Raw genomic sequence first — 17,424 nt, forward strand, 5'->3', positions numbered from 1 at the left:
ACCGCCCACCGCACTCACCCAAGGACCGAGGACATGACCCGCGTGATCGCCGGCACGGCCGGCGGACGCCGCCTGGCGGTACCGCCGGGGCAGGGAACCCGCCCCACCTCCGACCGTGCGCGCGAGGGCCTGTTCTCCACCTGGCAGGCCCTGCTCGGCGGCCCCCTCGACGGCGAACGCGTCCTCGACCTCTACGCCGGGTCCGGCGCCGTCGGCCTGGAGGCCCTGTCCCGCGGAGCGGGTCACACCCTCCTCGTGGAGGCCGACGCCCGGGCGGTGCGCACCGTCCGGGAGAACGTGCGGTCCCTCGGTCTGCCCGGCGCCGAGGTCAGACCGGGCAAAGCCGAACAGATCGTCCGCGCGGCCCCGGCCGGGGAGCCGTACGACCTCGCCTTCCTGGACCCTCCGTACGCCGTCTCCGACGACGATCTTCGCGAGATCCTCCTCACACTCCGTTCGCAGGGGTGGCTCACGGACGATGCCCTCGTCACCGTGGAGCGCAGCACCAGGGGCGGGGAATTCGGGTGGCCGCCCGGCTTCGAACCGATCCGGGCCCGCCGCTACGGCGAGGGAACGTTTTGGTACGGTCGCGCCGCCTCTACGTGCGAAGACGCACGATGACCGGACCGGAGAGCGAGGGATCACAAGTGCGCCGCGCCGTATGCCCCGGGTCGTTCGACCCGATCACCAACGGACATCTCGACATCATCTCCCGCGCCTCCAGGCTCTACGACGAGGTCTACGTCGCGGTGATGATCAACCAGTCCAAGAGAGGGCTGTTCGAGATCGAGGAGCGGATCGACCTGATCCGCCGCGTCACCGCCGAGTACGGCAACGTCCGCGTCGAGGCCTTCCACGGCCTCCTCGTCGACTTCTGCAAGCAGCGGGACATCCCCGCCATCGTCAAGGGCCTGCGCGCCGTGAGCGACTTCGACTACGAGCTGCAGATGGCCCAGATGAACAACGGCCTCTCCGGGGTGGAGACCCTCTTCATCCCCACCAACCCCACCTACAGCTTCCTGTCGTCCTCCCTGGTCAAGGAGGTCGCCACCTGGGGCGGCGACGTCTCCCACCTGGTGCCCGAAGAGGTCCTGTCGGCCCTGACCGACCGCCTGCGCCAGGACTGACGCCGCGGGCCGACGCCTCCCGCACGCGGCTCGCCCGGCCCGGGAGCGCGGAGCGCCCGGACGGCTCCCGCACGTGCCCGGAGGGCCCCGGACGTCCCGGACGCCGACGCTCCGCCGGCCGGTGTCCCCCGCCCGTGCCGGGGCCGTACAGTCGTCCCGTCCGTCTCCAACACAGCTGTAGAGAGTGGCGAGCACACGGTGGACGTGCAGAAGAAGCTCGACGAGATCGTCGCCGCGGTCTCCAGTGCCCGGTCGATGCCCATGTCGGCGTCGTGCGTGGTCAACCGCGCCGAACTGCTGGAGATGCTCGGCGAGGTGCGCGCGGCGCTCCCCGACTCCCTCGCCCAGGCACAGGAGTTGATCGGCGGCCGGGAGCAGATGGTGGAACAGGCCCGCCAGGAGGCCGAGCGCATCATCGAGAGCGCGCACGCCGAGCGCGGCTCCCTCGTCTCCGGCACCGAAGTGGCCCGCCGCTCCCAGGCCGAGGCCGACCGGATCCTCAGCGAGGCCCGCCAGGAGGCCGAGGAGATCCGCGCCGAGGCCGACGACTACGTCGACTCCAAGCTGGCCAACTTCGAGGTCGTCCTCACCAAGACCCTCGGCTCGGTCGGCCGCGGACGCGAGAAGCTCCTCGGCACCGGCCCCGGCCTGGACGAGCAGGGCTACGAGGACGAGGACGCCCCCGAGCGCAGCCACGACCCCGAGACCCTGCGCCGCAACGCCGACGCCTACGTCGACGTCAAGCTGGGCGCCTTCGAAACGGTCCTCGCCAAAACCCTGGAGGCCGTCGGCCGGGGCCGCCAGAAGCTGCACGGCCGGATCGCCACCGACGACCTCGGCGCCCTCTCCGACGACCCCACCACCGTCCAGCACTCCAGCGACGCCGACTACCTCGCCGACCTGGCGGCCCTCTCGGACACCCCCGCCCGCCCCAACCCCCGGCCGGCCCCGCCGGACCACGCCCCGCAGCAGCCCGAGCCCCAGCCGGCCTACGCCGGACAGGACCACCAGGCCGCGTACGCGGCGGCGCAGGAACAGCACGACCAGCAGGCCGCCTACGCCCGGCAGGACCCGCAGCCGGACTACGGCTACCCGCAGCAGCCCCCGCAGCCCGACCCCTACGGCGGCTACCAGCAGCACCAGCAGTACCCGGGACAGCAGGACCCCTACGGCTACCCGCAGCAGGCCGACCCGTACGCGGCCGCCTACCAGGGCTACGACGGGGGGCAGGGCGGCTACGGCACCGGACAGGACCCGCAGGGGTACGTCCCGCAGCAGCCGTCGTCCCTGGACGAGACCAGCCTGTTCGACACCAGCATGATCAGCGCGGAGCAGCTGCGGGCCTACGAGGAGGGCCGCGGCAACGGCTGAGGCCCCCGGCCGGGTGCCCCCGCGGCACCGAATTGGGTCGATGGGCGATGGTCCAGTATCCTGGCTCATCGGTCGCGTGCGCGCTGTGCTCACTTCGTGGACGTCCGCGATCAGCGCTGCCCGGAACACCACGGAGCAGCGTCCCCCCTCAGAGCTCGAAGACCGAAAGCAGGAATGGCCCTGAACGCCCGCCTCGACCACCGCAACCCCCTCGTGTTCGACACGCACGAGCTGGGGCGGCGTCCTGGTGCGCTGCAGCGCTTGAACCGCACGGTGGACGCCCCCAAGGACCTCGGTATCAAGGGAGTCGTCGGAGTGCCGGAAGGCGCCCCGGTGGAGCTCGAACTCCGGCTCGAGTCGGTCATGGAAGGTGTGCTCGTCACCGGCACCGCCCGTGCGACGGCCGAGGGGGAGTGCGTAAGGTGTCTGGAGTCGCTCGAGCAGGAGCTCGCAGCGGACTTCCAGGAGATGTTCTCGTACCCTGACGCCGACGACCGGGGCCGCGTCACCGCGGAGCCCGGCGACGACGCCGAGGACGACGAGGACAGGCTCTTCCTCGAGGACGGCTTGTTCGACCTCGAGCCTGTGCTGCGTGATGCGGTGGTGCTCGCACTGCCGATGCAGCCGGTGTGCCAGGAAGACTGCCCGGGTCTGTGTTCCGAATGCGGAGCGCGTCTCGCGGACGACCCGGAACACCACCACAACGCCGTCGACATCCGTTGGGCGGCACTGCAGGGACTCGCCGACACCATGAAGGACGGCGAGAAGGACGAGATGAGCGGCGCCGAACCTGGCGTCGACGAGAAGCAGGAGAAGTAGCCGTGGCTGTTCCGAAGCGGAAGATGTCGCGCAGCAACACGCGCCACCGCCGGTCGCAGTGGAAGGCTGCGGTCCCCACCCTGGTTGCGTGCGAGCGCTGCCACGAGCCCAAGCAGCAGCACATCGCGTGCCCGTCGTGCGGCACCTACAACAAGCGCCAGGTCCTCGAGGTCTGAGCGGCTGGTGAGAGGCACTGTGTCCACGCCGAAGAAGAACTCTGCGGACCACCAGGCCTCGTCCCACACGCTTCTGGAAGGGCGGCTCGGCTATCGGCTCGAGTCCGCCCTTCTGGTGCGAGCGCTGACCCACCGTTCCTACGCGTACGAGAACGGCGGTCTGCCGACGAACGAACGGCTGGAGTTCCTCGGGGACTCCGTGCTCGGCCTCGTCGTCACGGACACGCTGCACCGCACCCACCCCGATCTGCCCGAGGGCCAGCTGGCCAAGCTCCGGGCCGCGGTGGTCAACTCGCGCGCGCTGGCGGAGGTGGGCCGCGGGCTCGACCTGGGTTCCTTCATCCGGCTCGGCCGCGGTGAAGAGGGCACGGGAGGCCGGGACAAGGCATCCATCCTCGCCGACACCCTCGAAGCGGTGATCGGCGCCGTCTACCTCGACCAGGGTCTCGACGCGGCCTCCGAACTGGTGCACCGCCTGTTCGACCCGCTGATCGAGAAGTCGTCGAACCTCGGAGCCGGCCTGGACTGGAAGACCAGTCTCCAGGAGCTGACCGCGACCGAAGGACTCGGTGTGCCCGAGTACCTGGTCACGGAGACCGGTCCCGACCATGAGAAGACCTTCACTGCTGCCGCCCGCGTCGGAGGCGTCTCGTACGGCACCGGCACCGGCCGCAGCAAGAAGGAGGCGGAGCAGCAGGCAGCGGAATCCGCGTGGCGTTCCATCCGGGCCGCCGCGGACGAGCGTGCCAAGGCGGCGGCCGAGGCCGAACAGGTCGTCGAAGCCGCCGAGGCCAAGGCATCCGCCGAGGCAGCCGAAGCCTCCGCAGGGGCAGCCGACGCCCCGGCCTCCGCCGAGGGAGCCGACGCCCCGTCGGCCCCCGCCTGAGGCCCGTCGCGCACCCCGGCCGGGGTGCGCGAGGAGCACGACAGCAGCGCGACACGAGCGCCCGTCCCTCCCGGGGCGGGCGCTCGCGTCGACACCGGTCCGGAAAGGGTCCCGAGGGAACGCCATGCCCGAACTGCCCGAGGTCGAGGTCGTCCGGCGCGGACTTGAGCGCTGGGTCGCCCATCGGACCGTCGCCGACGCCGAGGTCCTCCACCCGCGCGCGGTGCGCCGTCACCTCGCCGGACCCGACGACTTCGCGCACCGCCTGCGCGGCCACCGCATGGGCACCCCCAGCCGGCGCGGCAAGTACCTGTGGCTGCCCCTGGAGGACACCGGCCAGGCGGTCCTCGCCCACCTGGGCATGAGCGGCCAGCTGCTGGTGCAGCCGCACAGCGCCCCCGACGAGAAGCACCTGCGCGTCCGGGTCCGCTTCACCGAGGGCCCGGCCGGCGACACCGAACTACGCTTCGTCGACCAGCGCACCTTCGGCGGCCTCTCCCTGCACGACACCACCCCGGACGGCCTGCCCGACGTCATCGCCCACATCGCCCGCGACCCGCTCGACCCCCTCTTCGACGAGGACGCCTTCCACCGGGCCCTGCGCCGCAGGCGCACCACCGTCAAACGGGCCCTGCTCGACCAGTCCCTGATCAGCGGGGTCGGCAACATCTACGCGGACGAGGCGCTGTGGCGGGCGCGCCTGCACTACGAGCGCCCCACCGCGACCCTCACCCGCCCGCGCACCCGGCTCCTCCTCGGACACGTCCGGGACGTGATGAACGCCGCGCTCGCCGTGGGCGGCACCAGCTTCGACAGCCTCTACGTCAACGTCAACGGCGAATCCGGCTACTTCGACCGCTCCCTGGACGCCTACGGCCGCGAGGGGCTGCCCTGCCGCCGCTGCGGCACGCCGATCCGCCGCCGGCCCTGGATGAACCGCTCCAGCTACTACTGTCCCCGGTGTCAGCGGGCCCCGCGGGTCCCGTCGTAGCGCTCCCGCGCCTCCAGCACGGCGTCCATACCGCCCTCCACGCACCGGATGAGGGCGAGCAGCCGCTCCGCGACCTCACGGCCCAGCGGGGTCAGTTCGTAGTCCACACGCGGCGGGATCGTCGGCTGCGCCTCGCGGTGCACCAGACCGTCGCGCTCCAGCGCCTGCAGCGTTCGGGACAGCATCTTCTCGCTCACGCCGTCGACCCGTCGCCGCAGGGCGTTGAACCGCAGCGAGCCCTCGTACAGTGCCCCGAGCGTCAGCGAGCCCCAGCGCCCGGTCACGTGCTCCAGCGTGCTCCGGGACGGGCAGGCCCGGGCGAACACGTCGTACGGCAGATCGTCCTCCGCCGGTCCCCGCTGCACGGTCGTCATGCCACCGAGATTACGTCAGCGGCCCGAGCCCGGCATCAGTCGCTCCGCCCGGCATCACTCGCTCCGTCCGGCGTCGGCCGCACCGTCCGGCGGAAGCGCCGCCACCGGGTCCCACACGCCGAACCACTGCTCGGCACCCCACTCCTCGAACCGCGCCACCTCCGTGAAGCCCAGCCGCGCCGCGAGGCGCAGCGAGCGGAGGTTGGCCGTCTGCGTGCACAGCACCACCGGCTCGTCGGGCAGCACCTGGGCCACCCACCGGAGCACGGCCCCGCACGCCTCGGCGGCATACCCGTGCCCCCACGCCTCCGGGAGCAGCAGATACCCCAGCTCGACTTCGCAGCCCCCGGGACGGACGTGCCCCGGGCGCCCCGGCCCGCGCCGCTTCAGTTCGACGGTGCCGATCAACGCCCCGTCCCGCTCGATCACGAACACCCCGGCCCGCCGCCCGGGCACCCGGGGCACGACCCGTTCGAGCTCCTCCCGCGGCCGGGGCCCGCCGAGATGGGCGTAGACCTCCGCCGAGGAGAACAGCGCGATGAACCCGTCCCGGTCCCGCGCCTCGGCCTGCCGCAGTACGAGCCGGGCGGTACGCAGGGGCGCGGGCGGGGTGGCGAGGGGGCCGGCGGGCGGACCGGAGGCGGGGGTGGTCATGGCGATCGCACCGCGCGGCTCACGGGCGGTGCGGGCCGGACGTGTGGTGAGCGCGGTCGCGCACGGCCCCGGACCCGTGGACCACCCGGTCGTTCTGCGCCTGCACCAGCCGCGCCCGCTCGATGCGGAGCCCCTCGGCGTTCTCCGTACGGCCGTTCTGCCGCCGCAGGAGCACGACGACCAGACCGAGCATCGCCGCCCCCAGCAGCCCGAACAGGATGCCCACCTCCACCATGCGTGTCCCCCTGTGAGCGCGCTGCCGGTACGAACTGACCATGGTACCGCCGCAGTTGCCGCGCCATCCGGACGCAGGGTGCGGTCCCGGCCGGGTGGCCGGCGTGGTCAGCGGACGAACGGGGGCCGGCGGGTGGCCGGCTGCGGAGGCAGACCGGTCCATCGGGCGCAACGGCCGCACGGCGCCGGTGCACCGCCGCCGTCCCGCGGCCATTGGGGCGGCCCGTGTCCCGTAGCATGATCCGGCTTCTGACCTGAGGGGGACATGCGTGCGAACGACACCGACCGCCGTGCCAGCCGTCCTGGCCTGCCTGGCCCTGGGGGCGACCGCGACCGGCTGTGCGGACGACGACGTAGCCCCGTCCCCTACCGCCGGCCACATGCTCGACGAGGCGAACGCCACGATGCGCGCTCTGACCTCGGTCACCGTCGAGGCGGTCGTCGAGGTGACCGACGGCGACGACCGCTCCAGCCGTCTGACGACCGACCTGAAGGGCACGTGCGCGTTCACGTCGACCTCGGCCTCGGGTGCCCGCCTCGAACAGATCCGGATCGACGGGACGGACTACGTCCGGCCGAACCGGGCCTACCTGGAGGAGTCGGGCTATCCCGGCTCCGGAAAGGGCAAGCAGAACCGTTGGGCCAAGGTGCCGGCCGACAGGTCGCAGCCGGGGGACGGACTCTCCTCGTGCACGCACGAGTTCGCCTCGTTCGGCCGGCCGGAGAAGGGCGAACCGACCGAGGTCGACGGCACTCCGGCGATACCGTTGACGGTGGCCGAGAAGGACGGCACGTACACCTTCTACGTCGCCACCGAGGGCAAGCCGTACCTCCTGAAGGTCGTCTACCGGGACGACGGCTTCCACACCACCACGTCGTTCAGCGCCTTCGACGAGCCGCTGGACGTCCGGCCCCCCGACGAGGACGACGTCCTGGACATGAGCGGTATCGGCTGACGAGATGAGTCGACGCGGCGTGCGGTTCAGACCGGTGACGGCCTGACGAGCCGGCTCGCTCGATGGTGAGGAGAGCGAGTGCCCACTCTGATCAACGCGGTGGATGTCCGTCCGCGCGTGTACTACAGGACCATCCAGATCGGCCCCATCCTCTTCGAACGAGCGCCGACGGACGACGAGATCCCCGACGAGGTGACTGCCCTCCGGACACGGCCCACGAGGGCGCCCGGCCGCGACCTACGGTTGTCTCGGTACCCGAAGAAGTGACGCGGGACCCTTCCGACCTGCACGCCCTCCAGCCGCCGTCCTTCTGGCCTGCGGGTCAGCGGTCGGCGGCTGCCGTCGCCTACCGTCGCCTGCCGTCGTGGAGTGCCCTCGCACGGCCCAGAGACGGCCCTGGTCAGGCATACCGGGATCACGGCCACCGTCTGACTGTTCCCCGGGGGGTGTCAGTGCCAGGTGGCACGATGCCGTGCCATGACCGCACCGATCAGTGAGTCGTGGACGCGCATCGAGAACTGGCTGGCCCAGCACGCCCCGGCGACCTGCGCCGTGCTGGCGCCGCCCGCGGATCCGGCGGACATCGCCGAGGCCGAACGCGTCATCGGCCGGCCGCTGCTGAGGCCCGTGGTGAGGTCGTTGCTGCGGCACGATGGTCTTCTCGATCAGCGGGGCTCGCTGCTGCCGGCCTGCTACCGACTGATGAGTGCACGCGAGATCGCGGCTGCGTGGCAACGTCTCACCGGCTTCTACGACCAGCGCACGGCGGATGGGAGGGGAGAGGAGGCGGACCACGACTTCATGAAGCTCGGGTTCAGCAGCGTCCTGTTCGGCCACCCGCAGTTGATTCCCATCGCGCGGGACGTCGGCGGAGGTCACCTCGTGCTGGACCACCGCCCCGAGGCCGACCGGGGGCGCGTCCACGCAGCCGAGGCCGTGGAAGGCGTCATGCGCCTACCGCACGAGATGTGGGCGTCCCTGCCGGTGCTCATGGAGGCGATCGCCACGTCTCTCGAGACCTCACGACCCCTCGGCCGCTACACGCCGGTGGTGGACGAGGAGCAGAGGCTGGACTGGGACTTCCTGCCGCTGCGCGGTGAGCGGACCGTGCATCGGTCATGAGGCGGCAGCGGGGGTGAGGTCACCTTGCCGTGGAAGACGCTCGATGGTCCTCCGGTCACGGCGCCGATCGTCCTCACCGGCTCCACCGGCCTGGCGCTCGACCGGAAACGCTTCAACGATCGGGTCTGGCGGCCGGCACTCCGGGCGGCGGACGTCGAGGCGGGACGCCGCAACGGCATGCGCGCGGTGCGACACCTCTACGCGTCGGTCCTCCTGGACGCGGGGAGAACATGAAGGCTCTCAGCGATTACCTGGGCCACCATGACCCCGGCTTCACCCTGAGGACGTATCCGCACCTGGTGCCGTCCGGTGAGCCCCGGACCCGGGCGCCCTGGCTCGCGTCGTCCAGGACGATGATCCTGCGGAAGCCGGGCCGGAGACGGCCCAGGGCCCGGTTCAGGCTCCTGACCCGCGGTTGTCTCAGTACCCGAAGTTCTGCGTCCACCAAGGCCCGCCCGGGCCCATGTGGACGCCGACGCCCAGGGTCTTGAAGTCGCAGTTCAGAATGTTCGCCTTGTGGCCGGGGCTGTTCATCCAGGCTGCCATGACGGCCGCCGCGGTCGCCTGGCCGCGGGCTATGTTCTCGCCGCCGAGGTCGGTTATGCCGGCCTTCTTGGCGCGGTCCCAGGGCGTGGCGCCGTCGGGGTCGGTGTGGTCGAAGAAGCCGCGTTCGGCCATGTCGTCGCTGAACGCCTTGGCCAGGTCGGTCAGGGGGCCGCTCGCGGCGACGGGACGGCAGCCGACCTTGGCCCGTTCCTGGTTGACCAGCGCGAGCACCTGGGCACCGGCGGCCTGCTCGGCCGACTGGGAGCCGGGGCTGCTCGGCTTCTTCGGGGCGGGGTCGGCCTTGCGGGGCGGGGTGGTCCGCTCCTGCGGCGTCTCCTCGCTCGGCGTGGCGGAGGGAGCCTTCTGCTTCTCCTTGCCCTCGCCCTTGTCCCTGTCCTTGTCCTTCTCCGGGGTCTCGGACGGAGTCGCCGTGGACGCCCCCGACGGGGACGCTTCCGGCGAGGTGGCGCGGTCGCCGTCGCGGCTGGCCGGGGCGCCGGCCTCGCGGCCCGGGCTCTCGAGGCTGCCGGAGCTACCGCCCTGCCCGACGGGGGAGTTGGTCGGCGCGCCGCCCGCCTCGACGGTCTCGCCGGGGGAGCTGTCGCCGCCCAGCTTGTAGTTCTCCAGACCGGGGACCGCACCCGTGGCGACCGCGACGGTGCCGATGGCGACCGCGGCGGAGACGCCGAGCAGGCCGCTGCGGACCGGGGCGCCGGCCTTCTTCTTCCGGCGCCGGTGTCCGGCGGGGCGGCGGGCCCCGTCGCCGGGCGGGAAGCCCTCGTCCGGGTGCCGGGCGTCGGCGGCGGGGCCGTCGGTGCTACGGGCTGCCGGGGGGCGGGGCACGGATCGGTGGCCGTCGGACGCCGCGTCGTCGGCGAAGCCGTGCGCGCCGCCGGCTTCAGCGGCGGACGGGGCCGGGGCCTCCGGGAACGGTCCGTCCGGGACGTCGGGGCCGAAGGGGTCGGCGACGAGGCGGTTGCCGGGCAGTCGGTCGTCGGTGAAGGAGGCGTCCGGGTGGGCCGCGAACGCGTGGCCGTGGTCGGCGTGTCCGCCGTACTGGTGTGCGCCGTGCGGGTTCCAGTCGTACTGATGTCCGTCGCCCGGGTGTCCGCCGTACGGGTATCCGTCGTGCGGGTGTCCGCCGTGCTGGACGCCGTGCGCGGCGTCGGTGTCCTGGAAGGCCTGCCCGGTGGCGCCCTCGGTCGCGAAGGAGGGGGCGGCCGGGAACGCGGCGGTCTCGGCCGTGCCGATGACGCCGGGCGCGGTCGGCGGGACGGGGGCTTCCGTCGTCGTCGGCGCGGGGGCGGCCGGGGTCGCCGCACCGTAGGGGCCGGCGGTGACGTCGTGGCCGGCGGCGAGGTCCGGGCCGGTGGCGTCGCCCGTGTCGAAGAGGTAGGCCTCGCTCTTCGCGTGGGTCTCGGCGTACGCCTCGGGGTTCAGGTAGGGGGCGATGCCCATGGTGGGCCGCTCGGCGGCGTGGGCGTCCAACTGGCCGTCGTAGCCGTGGTGTGCGTCCGGCAGGCCGTCGAGCCCCGCGTCCTGGGCGCCGTCGTGGTGAGTGACCCCCGTGGCGCGGCCCGTGGCGGCGCGGCCGGCGGCGGAGCGTCGGTGGCGTCCCATGTTCTGGCCTTCCTCGTCCTTGCGGTCGACTCGTCCTCGCGATCACCACGAAACTCACACCATCGAGTGAGTTTCATGTGAGATTCACTGGGTCGGGACGGTACCGCATGCCGCCAGGGGACCGTGTGCCCGGTGTGACATTGTCCGGTTAGGTTGCAGTCATGAGCGAGGATGTGCGACTGGTCGCCTGGGTCCGCGGGCGGGTACAAGGGGTGGGTTTCCGCTGGTTCACCCGGGCCAAGGCGCTGGAGCTGGGCGCCCTGAGTGGCTTTGCTCTCAATCTCGGCGACGGACGGGTCCAGGTGGTCGCCGAGGGCCCCCGCACGCGCTGCGAGGCGCTGCTGGACTGGCTGCGGGACGGCGACACGCCCGGGCGCGTGGACGGAGTCACCGAGATCTGGGACACACCGCGCGGCGGCTACGACGGCTTCGCCATCCGCTGACCGCCCGGCCCCGAGGCCCCCGCGCGAGGCCACCGGCCCCCGGATCGCCGACCCCGGGACGGAAAACGTCCTGGTGATTGCGGAAAGGCGCTTGCGGCGGACCGGTCGGGCCGACAGGATGGCGGCCACGTCCCGAGGACCCGTGAAGATCGCGAGGCCGCCGCTCCGCGGCCGTACGCACCCGGTTGTCCGCCCCTACGGGGCGTGATCGTGTTGACCGTCAAACTTTTTGGTGAGACGCTGAAAGCCCCGCGCACCTTAGCTGTTTGGCATGGCTGAACGGCAGCACAACTGCAAGCCTGCCGAACACCGGCGGTGCGAATCCCTCACGACCCACACCGCATCGGTCGGTCACTCATTGTGGAGGACCATCCATCATGGCAAAGGCGCTTCTCGGTTACGTCGGCGGCTCCGACCCGCGACTCCTCGCCGAGATGCGACGGCTCCAGCAGCGTGTCCAGGACCTGGAATCGGAGCTCGTCCGGATCCAGGCCGAGAAGGACGCGCTGGCGGCTGCCGCTTCTCACGACAGGATCATGGAGAGCGTTGACGCACACCAGGCGGAGCCCGCGCTGACCTGATCACTGCACCGCTCCACGAACAGCACCGCAGTGGTCGGGCCGCTCATCACACCCGCCGCGTTGATTGAAGTGCAAGGGACGCCTCGGCGTCCCTTCTTTCTTGCCGTCCTGCCGTCCGTGTGCCCCGCCTCACCGGCCCCGCCCTCGGGATCCGCGGCGCCCGCCCCTCGGGTCCTTGTCCCGCGCATCCTTTCACCCTCTTCAACGTCTGGTCTGCCCTTCCCGTTCACCGGCGAAACCGCGCGTTCATGGAGTGACCCCGACCGCGGCCGGTAAAGTCCGGCGGCGTGCACCTCAAGGCCCTGACCCTCCGCGGCTTCAAGTCGTTCGCCTCCGCGACCACGCTCCGCTTCGAACCGGGGATCACCTGCGTCGTCGGTCCGAACGGCTCGGGCAAGTCCAACGTGGTGGACGCCCTCAGCTGGGTCATGGGCGAGCAAGGGGCCAAGTCGCTGCGCGGCGGCAAGATGGAGGACGTCATCTTCGCCGGCACCACCGGCCGTCCGCCGCTCGGCCGGGCCGAGGTCTCGCTGACCATCGACAACTCCGACGGGGCCCTGCCCATCGAGTACGCCGAGGTCACCATCACGCGGATCATGTTCCGCAACGGAGGCAGCGAGTACCAGATCAACGGCGACACCTGCCGGCTGCTCGACATCCAGGAACTGCTCTCCGACTCCGGCATCGGCCGCGAGATGCACGTCATCGTCGGCCAGGGCCAGCTCGACTCCGTGCTGCACGCCGACCCGATGGGCCGCCGCGCCTTCATCGAGGAGGCCGCGGGCGTCCTCAAGCACCGCAAGCGCAAGGAGAAGGCGCTGCGCAAGCTGGACGCGATGCAGGCCAACCTCGCGCGCGTGCAGGACCTCACCGACGAGCTGCGCCGTCAGCTCAAGCCGCTCGGCCGGCAGGCCGCCGTGGCCCGGCGGGCCGCCGTCATCCAGGCCGACCTGCGCGACGCGCGCCTGCGCCTGCTCGCCGACGACCTGGTGCGGCTGCGGGAGGCGCTGGCGGCCGAGATCGCCGACGAGGCCGCCCTCAAGGAACGCAAGGAGGCCGCCGAGCAGGCCCTGGGGAAGGCCCTGCGGCGGGAGGCGCAACTGGAGGAGGAGGTGCGCCGCCTCACCCCGCGCCTGCAGAACGCCCAGCAGACCTGGTACGAGCTCTCCCGGCTCGCCGAGCGGGTGCGCGGCACCGTCTCGCTGGCCGACGCGCGGGTGCAGAGCGCCACCTCCGCCCCGCCGGAGGAACGCCGGGGCCGGGACCCGGAGGACCTGGAACGCGAGGCGGCCCGGATCCGCGAACAGGAGGCCGAGCTGGAAGCCGCCCTGGAAGCGGCCGAACGCGCGCTGGAGGACACCGTCGCCCACCGGGCCGAACTGGAGCGCGCACTCGCGCAGGAGGAGCGGCGCCTGAAGGACGTCGCGCGGGCCATCGCCGACCGCCGCGAGGGCCTGGCCCGGCTCAAGGGCCAGGTCGGTGCGGCCCGGTCGCGGGCCGCGGCGGCCCAGGCCGAGATCGAGCGGCTGGCGGCCGCCTGTGACGAGGCCCAGGAGCGGGCCGTCGCCGCCCAGGAGGAGTACGAGGCCCTGAAGGCCGAGGTGGACGGCCTCGACGTGGACGACGCCGAGCTCGCGGAGCGGCACGAGGCGGCCCGGCAGCACCTCGCGGACGCCGAGGCCGCCCTCACCGCCGCCCGCGAGGCCGCCACCGCCGCCGATCGCGAGCGGGCCGCGACCCGGGCCCGCCACGACGCCCTCGCCCTCGGCCTGCGCCGCAAGGACGGCACCGGTGCCCTGCTCGCCGCGCGGGACCGCCTCACCGGGCTCCTCGGCCCCGCCGCCGAACTCCTCACCGTGACCCCCGGTCACGAGACCGCCCTGGCCGCGGCGTTCGGAGCCGCGGCCGACGCCGTCGCCGTCAGTACCCCCACCGCCGCCGCCGAGGCGCTGCGCCTGCTGCGCAAGCAGGACGCGGGCCGGGCGGCGCTGCTGCTCGCCGGGGTCGCGGAGGAGGAGCCGGGTGAAGCGTGCGCCGACGGTCCGCCGTACGCGGCCGACCTGGTGCGCGGACCCGCGGAGCTGATGCCGGCCGTGCGCAGGCTGCTGCGCGGCATCGTCGTCGTCGGCACCCTGGAGGACGCCGAGGAACTGGTCTACGCGCGCCCCGCGCTGACCGCCGTGACCGCCGAGGGCGACCTGCTCGGCGCCCACTTCGCGCAGGGCGGGTCGGCCGGCGCACCCAGCCTGCTGGAGGTCCAGGCGTCCGTGGACGAGGCCGCCGCGGAACTCGCGGAACTGGCCGTGCGCTGCGAGGAGCTGGCCGACGCCCAGACGGCGGCGGAGGGGCGGCGCCGGGAGTGCGCTGCCCTCGTCGAGGAACTGGGGGAGCGGCGGCGGGCCGCGGACCGGGAGAAGTCCGCTGTCGCCCAACGCCTCGGCCGGCTCGCCGGACAGGCGCGCGGCGCCGCCGGGGAGGCCGAGCGGGCCGCAACGGCGGCGGCCCGGGCGCAGCAGGCCCACGAGAGCGCGCTCGCGGAGGTCGAGGAACTCGCCGAACGGCTCGCCGTCGCCGAGGAGATGCCCTTCGAGGAGGAGCCCGACACCGCCGTGCGCGACCGGCTCGCCGCCGACGGGGCCAACGCCCGGCAGACCGAGATGGAGGCCCGCCTCCAGGCTCGTACCCACGAGGAGCGGGTGAAGGGGCTGGCCGGACGGGCCGACTCGCTGGACCGCGCGGCCCGCGCCGAGCGCGAGGCCCGGGCGCGGGCCGAGCAGCGTCGCGCGCGGCTGCGCCACGAGGCCGCCGTCGCCGGGGCCGTCGCCGCGGGCGCCCGGCAACTGCTCGCCCACGTCGAGGTGTCGGTGGCGCGGGCGGACACCGAGCGCACCGCCGCCGAGGCGGCCAAGGCCCAGCGCGAGCAGGAGCTGGCCCGGGCGCGCACCGAGGGACGCGATCTCAAGGCGGAACTCGACAAGTTGACGGATTCAGTTCACCGGGGCGAGGTACTCGGCGCCGAGAAGCGGCTGCGCGTGGAGCAGTTGGAGACCAAGGCGCTGGAGGAACTGGGTGTCGAACCGGCCGGACTGGTGGCGGAGTACGGTCCGCACCAGCTGGTGCCGCCCGCGCCCCCCGCCGAGGGTGAGCAGCTGCCGGAGGACCCGGAGCACCCGCGCAACAGGCCCCGCCCCTTCGTCCGGGCCGAGCAGGAGAAGCGTCTGAAGGCCGCCGAGCGCGCCTATCAGCAGCTCGGCAAGGTGAACCCGCTCGCCCTGGAGGAGTTCGCGGCGCTGGAGGAGCGTCACCAGTTCCTCAGCGAGCAGCTGGCGGACCTGAGGAAGACACGCGCGGACCTGCTGCAGGTCGTCAAGGAGGTCGACGAACGCGTCGAGCAGGTCTTCACCGAGGCGTACCGGGACACCGCCAGGGAGTTCGAGGGCGTCTTCGCCCGCCTGTTCCCGGGTGGTGAGGGGCGGCTGGTGCTGACCGATCCCGACAACATGCTCACCACGGGCGTGGACGTCGAGGCGCGTCCGCCCGGCAAGAAGGTCAAGCGGCTGTCGCTGCTCTCGGGCGGTGAGCGGTCCCTGACCGCCGTGGCGCTGCTGGTGTCGATCTTCAAGGCGCGGCCCAGTCCGTTCTACGTGATGGACGAGGTCGAGGCCGCGCTCGACGACACCAACCTCCAGCGGCTGATCCGGATCATGCAGGAGCTGCAGGAGGCCTCGCAGCTGATCGTGATCACGCACCAGAAGCGGACCATGGAGGTCGCCGACGCGCTCTACGGCGTGTCCATGCAGGGCGACGGCGTATCCAAGGTCATCAGTCAGCGTCTGCGCTGAACGGTCACATCAGCTTCAAACATTGAACGCATGAGTCCTTCTGTCTGCCTCTGTGGTCTCAAAAGTCACATGACATCGGCTATTGACTTCAAGAGTTGAAGGCATAGTCTCTGCGAAGTTGTTCTTACCTTCAGGTGCCTTCCGGTGAACCTCGAAGGGCTGACCCCCGTCCGGCGATGCTGCCGGCGGCCCGAGGAGTACACGTGACCAGCTCGACGCAGGCACAGACATCAGGAGCCGCAACGGCTCACCCCGACCATCTCGGGCACGTCATCTTCATCGCGGCTTCGGCCGCCATGGGCGGTTTCCTCTTCGGTTACGACAGCTCCGTCATCAACGGCGCCGTCGAGGCCATCCGGGACCGCTACGACATCGGTTCCGCCGCCCTCGCGCAGGTCATCGCCGTGGCCCTGATCGGCTGCGCCATCGGCGCGGCGACCGCGGGCCGGATAGCCGACCGCATCGGACGCATCCGGTGCATGCAGATCGCCGCGGTCCTCTTCACCGTCAGCGCCATCGGCTCCGCGCTGCCCTTCACGCTGTACGACCTCGCCTTCTGGCGCGTCGTCGGCGGCATCGCCATCGGCATGGCCTCCGTGATCGGCCCCGCCTACATCGCCGAGGTGGCCCCGCCCGCCTACCGCGGCCGGCTCGGCTCCTTCCAGCAGGCCGCGATCGTGGTCGGCATCGCCGTGTCGCAGCTGGTCAACTGGGGCATCCTCAACGCCGCCGGCGGCGACCAGCGCGGCGAGCTGCTCGGCCTGGAGGCCTGGCAGCTGATGCTCGGGGTCATGGTGGTGCCGGCCGTCCTCTACGGCCTGCTCTCCTTCGCCATCCCCGAGTCCCCCCGCTACCTGATCTCCGTCGGCAAGCACGAGCGGGCCCGGAGCATCCTCGAAGAGGTCGAGGGCAAGGGCGTCGACCTGGACGCCCGCGTCGACGAGATCCGCCAGGCGATGCACCGGGAGGAGAAGTCCAGCTTCAAGGACCTCCTGGGCGGCAGCTTCTTCTTCAAGCCGATCGTCTGGATCGGTATCGGCCTGTCGGTCTTCCAGCAGTTCGTCGGCATCAACGTCGCCTTCTACTACTCGGCCACCCTCTGGCAGTCGGTCGGCGTCGACCCGACGGACTCGTTCTTCTACTCCTTCACCACGTCGATCATCAACATCGTCGGCACCGTGATCGCGATGATCTTCGTGGACCGCATCGGGCGCAGGCCGCTCGCCATCATCGGGTCCGTCGGCATGGCGATCGGCCTCGCGCTGGAGGCGTGGGCCTTCTCCTTCGACCTGGTCGACGGCAAGCTGCCCGCCACGCAGGGCTGGGTCGCCCTGATCGCCGCCCACGTCTTCGTCCTCTTCTTCGCCCTGTCCTGGGGTGTCGTCGTGTGGGTGATGCTCGGCGAGATGTTCCCCAACCGGCTCCGCGCCGCTGCCCTCGGTGTGGCCGCCGCCGCGCAGTGGATCGCCAACTGGGCCATCACCGCGAGCTTCCCGTCGCTCGCCGACTGGAACCTGTCGACGACCTACCTGATCTACACCTTCTTCGCCGCACTCTCCATCCCCTTCGTCCTGAAGTTCGTCAAGGAGACGAAGGGCAAGTCCCTGGAGGAGATGGGCTGACACCGGCGCCCACGGCCCCCCACGGCCGGCGCCCCACGATCGGGGGAAGGGTTCCAGTCC

At 72.1% G+C, this 17,424-nt stretch carries 17 protein-coding genes and 1 pseudogene; 14 read left to right on the plus strand and 4 right to left on the minus strand.

All coding sequences use genetic code 11. The features are described 5' to 3' along the window. Window positions 1-33: 33 nt before the first annotated feature. The 7 genes from rsmD to mutM all read left to right on the plus strand — a co-directional run bounded on the left by rsmD (window position 34) and on the right by mutM (window position 5,370). Window positions 34-621 carry a 16S rRNA (guanine(966)-N(2))-methyltransferase RsmD gene (gene rsmD / locus AB0F01_RS10510; protein ID WP_362092236.1) on the plus strand — a complete coding sequence of 196 codons (588 nt, stop codon included), beginning with the start codon at window positions 34-36 and terminating at the stop codon, window positions 619-621. 26 nt (window positions 622-647) lie between these two features. Further along, window positions 648-1,127 carry a pantetheine-phosphate adenylyltransferase gene (gene coaD, locus AB0F01_RS10515; protein WP_362092239.1) on the plus strand — a complete coding sequence of 160 codons (480 nt, stop codon included), beginning with the start codon at window positions 648-650 and terminating at the stop codon, window positions 1,125-1,127. A 198-nt stretch (window positions 1,128-1,325) separates the two neighbouring features. Continuing rightward, a complete protein-coding gene (locus AB0F01_RS10520) occupies window positions 1,326-2,498 on the plus strand; it encodes an ATP synthase F0 subunit B (RefSeq protein WP_362092242.1) in 1,173 nt (390 codons plus the stop codon). A gap of 174 nt (window positions 2,499-2,672) precedes the next feature. Beyond that, window positions 2,673-3,317: a DUF177 domain-containing protein gene (locus AB0F01_RS10525; RefSeq protein ID WP_362092245.1), complete on the plus strand. Its 645-nt coding sequence runs from the start codon at window positions 2,673-2,675 to the stop codon at window positions 3,315-3,317. 2 nt (window positions 3,318-3,319) lie between these two features. Further along, window positions 3,320-3,493, plus strand: a complete 174-nt coding sequence (rpmF, locus tag AB0F01_RS10530; RefSeq protein WP_003951102.1) for a 50S ribosomal protein L32 — start codon at window positions 3,320-3,322, stop codon at window positions 3,491-3,493. A 19-nt stretch (window positions 3,494-3,512) separates the two neighbouring features. Then, on the plus strand, window positions 3,513-4,379 hold the full coding sequence (rnc, locus tag AB0F01_RS10535) for a ribonuclease III (protein ID WP_362092591.1): 867 nt from the start codon (window positions 3,513-3,515) through the stop codon (window positions 4,377-4,379). Window positions 4,380-4,503: 124 nt separating this feature from the next. Beyond that, window positions 4,504-5,370, plus strand: a complete 867-nt coding sequence (mutM, locus tag AB0F01_RS10540; RefSeq protein WP_362092247.1) for a bifunctional DNA-formamidopyrimidine glycosylase/DNA-(apurinic or apyrimidinic site) lyase — start codon at window positions 4,504-4,506, stop codon at window positions 5,368-5,370. Here the strand turns inward: mutM and AB0F01_RS10545 are convergent. From AB0F01_RS10545 to AB0F01_RS10555, 3 genes are read right to left on the minus strand one after another with little or no spacing between them, the layout of a single operon-like run. Continuing rightward, window positions 5,343-5,744 carry a helix-turn-helix domain-containing protein gene (locus AB0F01_RS10545; RefSeq protein ID WP_362092250.1) on the minus strand — a complete coding sequence of 134 codons (402 nt, stop codon included), beginning with the start codon at window positions 5,742-5,744 and terminating at the stop codon, window positions 5,343-5,345. The genes mutM and AB0F01_RS10545 overlap by 28 nt on opposite strands. Window positions 5,745-5,798: 54 nt before the next feature. Next, on the minus strand, window positions 5,799-6,398 hold the full coding sequence (locus tag AB0F01_RS10550) for a GNAT family N-acetyltransferase (protein ID WP_362092253.1): 600 nt from the start codon (window positions 6,396-6,398) through the stop codon (window positions 5,799-5,801). A gap of 19 nt (window positions 6,399-6,417) precedes the next feature. Continuing rightward, complete coding sequence (locus tag AB0F01_RS10555) at window positions 6,418-6,633, minus strand: hypothetical protein (protein WP_362092256.1); 216 nt, start codon at window positions 6,631-6,633, stop codon at window positions 6,418-6,420. A 268-nt stretch (window positions 6,634-6,901) separates the two neighbouring features. On the opposite strand from AB0F01_RS10555, the gene AB0F01_RS10560 reads away from it, so the two are divergent. From AB0F01_RS10560 to AB0F01_RS10570, 3 genes and pseudogenes are all read left to right on the plus strand, one after another. Beyond that, window positions 6,902-7,588, plus strand: a complete 687-nt coding sequence (locus AB0F01_RS10560) for a hypothetical protein (protein ID WP_362092259.1) — start codon at window positions 6,902-6,904, stop codon at window positions 7,586-7,588. Between the two features lie 477 nt (window positions 7,589-8,065). Further along, on the plus strand, window positions 8,066-8,710 hold the full coding sequence (locus AB0F01_RS10565) for an SMI1/KNR4 family protein (protein ID WP_362092262.1): 645 nt from the start codon (window positions 8,066-8,068) through the stop codon (window positions 8,708-8,710). 171 nt (window positions 8,711-8,881) lie between these two features. Beyond that, window positions 8,882-9,201 (plus strand): annotated as a pseudogene (locus AB0F01_RS10570) (hypothetical protein); the annotation flags it as partial. Here AB0F01_RS10570 and AB0F01_RS10575 read toward each other — a convergent pair. Beyond that, window positions 9,131-10,243 (minus strand): CAP domain-containing protein, encoded by a 1,113-nt coding sequence (locus AB0F01_RS10575; RefSeq protein WP_362092594.1) that lies wholly within the window; start codon window positions 10,241-10,243, stop codon window positions 9,131-9,133. The pseudogene AB0F01_RS10570 and the gene AB0F01_RS10575 overlap by 71 nt on opposite strands. A gap of 794 nt (window positions 10,244-11,037) precedes the next feature. On the opposite strand from AB0F01_RS10575, the gene AB0F01_RS10580 reads away from it, so the two are divergent. The 4 genes from AB0F01_RS10580 to AB0F01_RS10595 all read left to right on the plus strand — a co-directional run bounded on the left by AB0F01_RS10580 (window position 11,038) and on the right by AB0F01_RS10595 (window position 17,364). Further along, entirely contained in the window at window positions 11,038-11,319 is a 282-nt protein-coding gene (locus AB0F01_RS10580) for an acylphosphatase (RefSeq protein WP_362092264.1), read from the plus strand. A gap of 377 nt (window positions 11,320-11,696) precedes the next feature. Then, on the plus strand, window positions 11,697-11,900 hold the full coding sequence (locus tag AB0F01_RS10585; RefSeq protein WP_030824772.1) for a hypothetical protein: 204 nt from the start codon (window positions 11,697-11,699) through the stop codon (window positions 11,898-11,900). Window positions 11,901-12,187: 287 nt separating this feature from the next. Then, window positions 12,188-15,742, plus strand: coding sequence for a chromosome segregation protein SMC (smc, locus tag AB0F01_RS10590; RefSeq protein WP_362092267.1), 3,555 nt, complete (start codon window positions 12,188-12,190; stop codon window positions 15,740-15,742). A gap of 203 nt (window positions 15,743-15,945) precedes the next feature. Beyond that, on the plus strand, window positions 15,946-17,364 hold the full coding sequence (locus tag AB0F01_RS10595; RefSeq protein ID WP_362092270.1) for a sugar porter family MFS transporter: 1,419 nt from the start codon (window positions 15,946-15,948) through the stop codon (window positions 17,362-17,364). Window positions 17,365-17,424 lie beyond the last annotated feature (60 nt).

This window comes from Streptomyces sp. NPDC029526, assembly GCF_040637405.1.
In the GTDB taxonomy this organism is placed as follows: Bacteria; Actinomycetota; Actinomycetes; order Streptomycetales; family Streptomycetaceae; genus Streptomyces.

Excerpts from the sequence above, each read along its gene's own strand:
- AB0F01_RS10555 (WP_362092256.1), bottom strand. The coding sequence starts at position 6,633 with ATGGTGGAGGTGGGCATCCTGTTCGGGCTGCTGGGGGCGGCGATGCTC.
- AB0F01_RS10525 (WP_362092245.1), top strand. The coding sequence starts at position 2,673 with ATGGCCCTGAACGCCCGCCTCGACCACCGCAACCCCCTCGTGTTCGAC.
- AB0F01_RS10580 (WP_362092264.1), top strand. The coding sequence starts at position 11,038 with ATGAGCGAGGATGTGCGACTGGTCGCCTGGGTCCGCGGGCGGGTACAA.
- AB0F01_RS10565 (WP_362092262.1), top strand. The coding sequence starts at position 8,066 with ATGACCGCACCGATCAGTGAGTCGTGGACGCGCATCGAGAACTGGCTG.
- rsmD (WP_362092236.1), top strand. The coding sequence starts at position 34 with ATGACCCGCGTGATCGCCGGCACGGCCGGCGGACGCCGCCTGGCGGTA.
- AB0F01_RS10545 (WP_362092250.1), bottom strand. The coding sequence starts at position 5,744 with ATGACGACCGTGCAGCGGGGACCGGCGGAGGACGATCTGCCGTACGAC.
- AB0F01_RS10550 (WP_362092253.1), bottom strand. The coding sequence starts at position 6,398 with ATGACCACCCCCGCCTCCGGTCCGCCCGCCGGCCCCCTCGCCACCCCG.
- AB0F01_RS10585 (WP_030824772.1), top strand. The coding sequence starts at position 11,697 with ATGGCAAAGGCGCTTCTCGGTTACGTCGGCGGCTCCGACCCGCGACTC.
- mutM (WP_362092247.1), top strand. The coding sequence starts at position 4,504 with ATGCCCGAACTGCCCGAGGTCGAGGTCGTCCGGCGCGGACTTGAGCGC.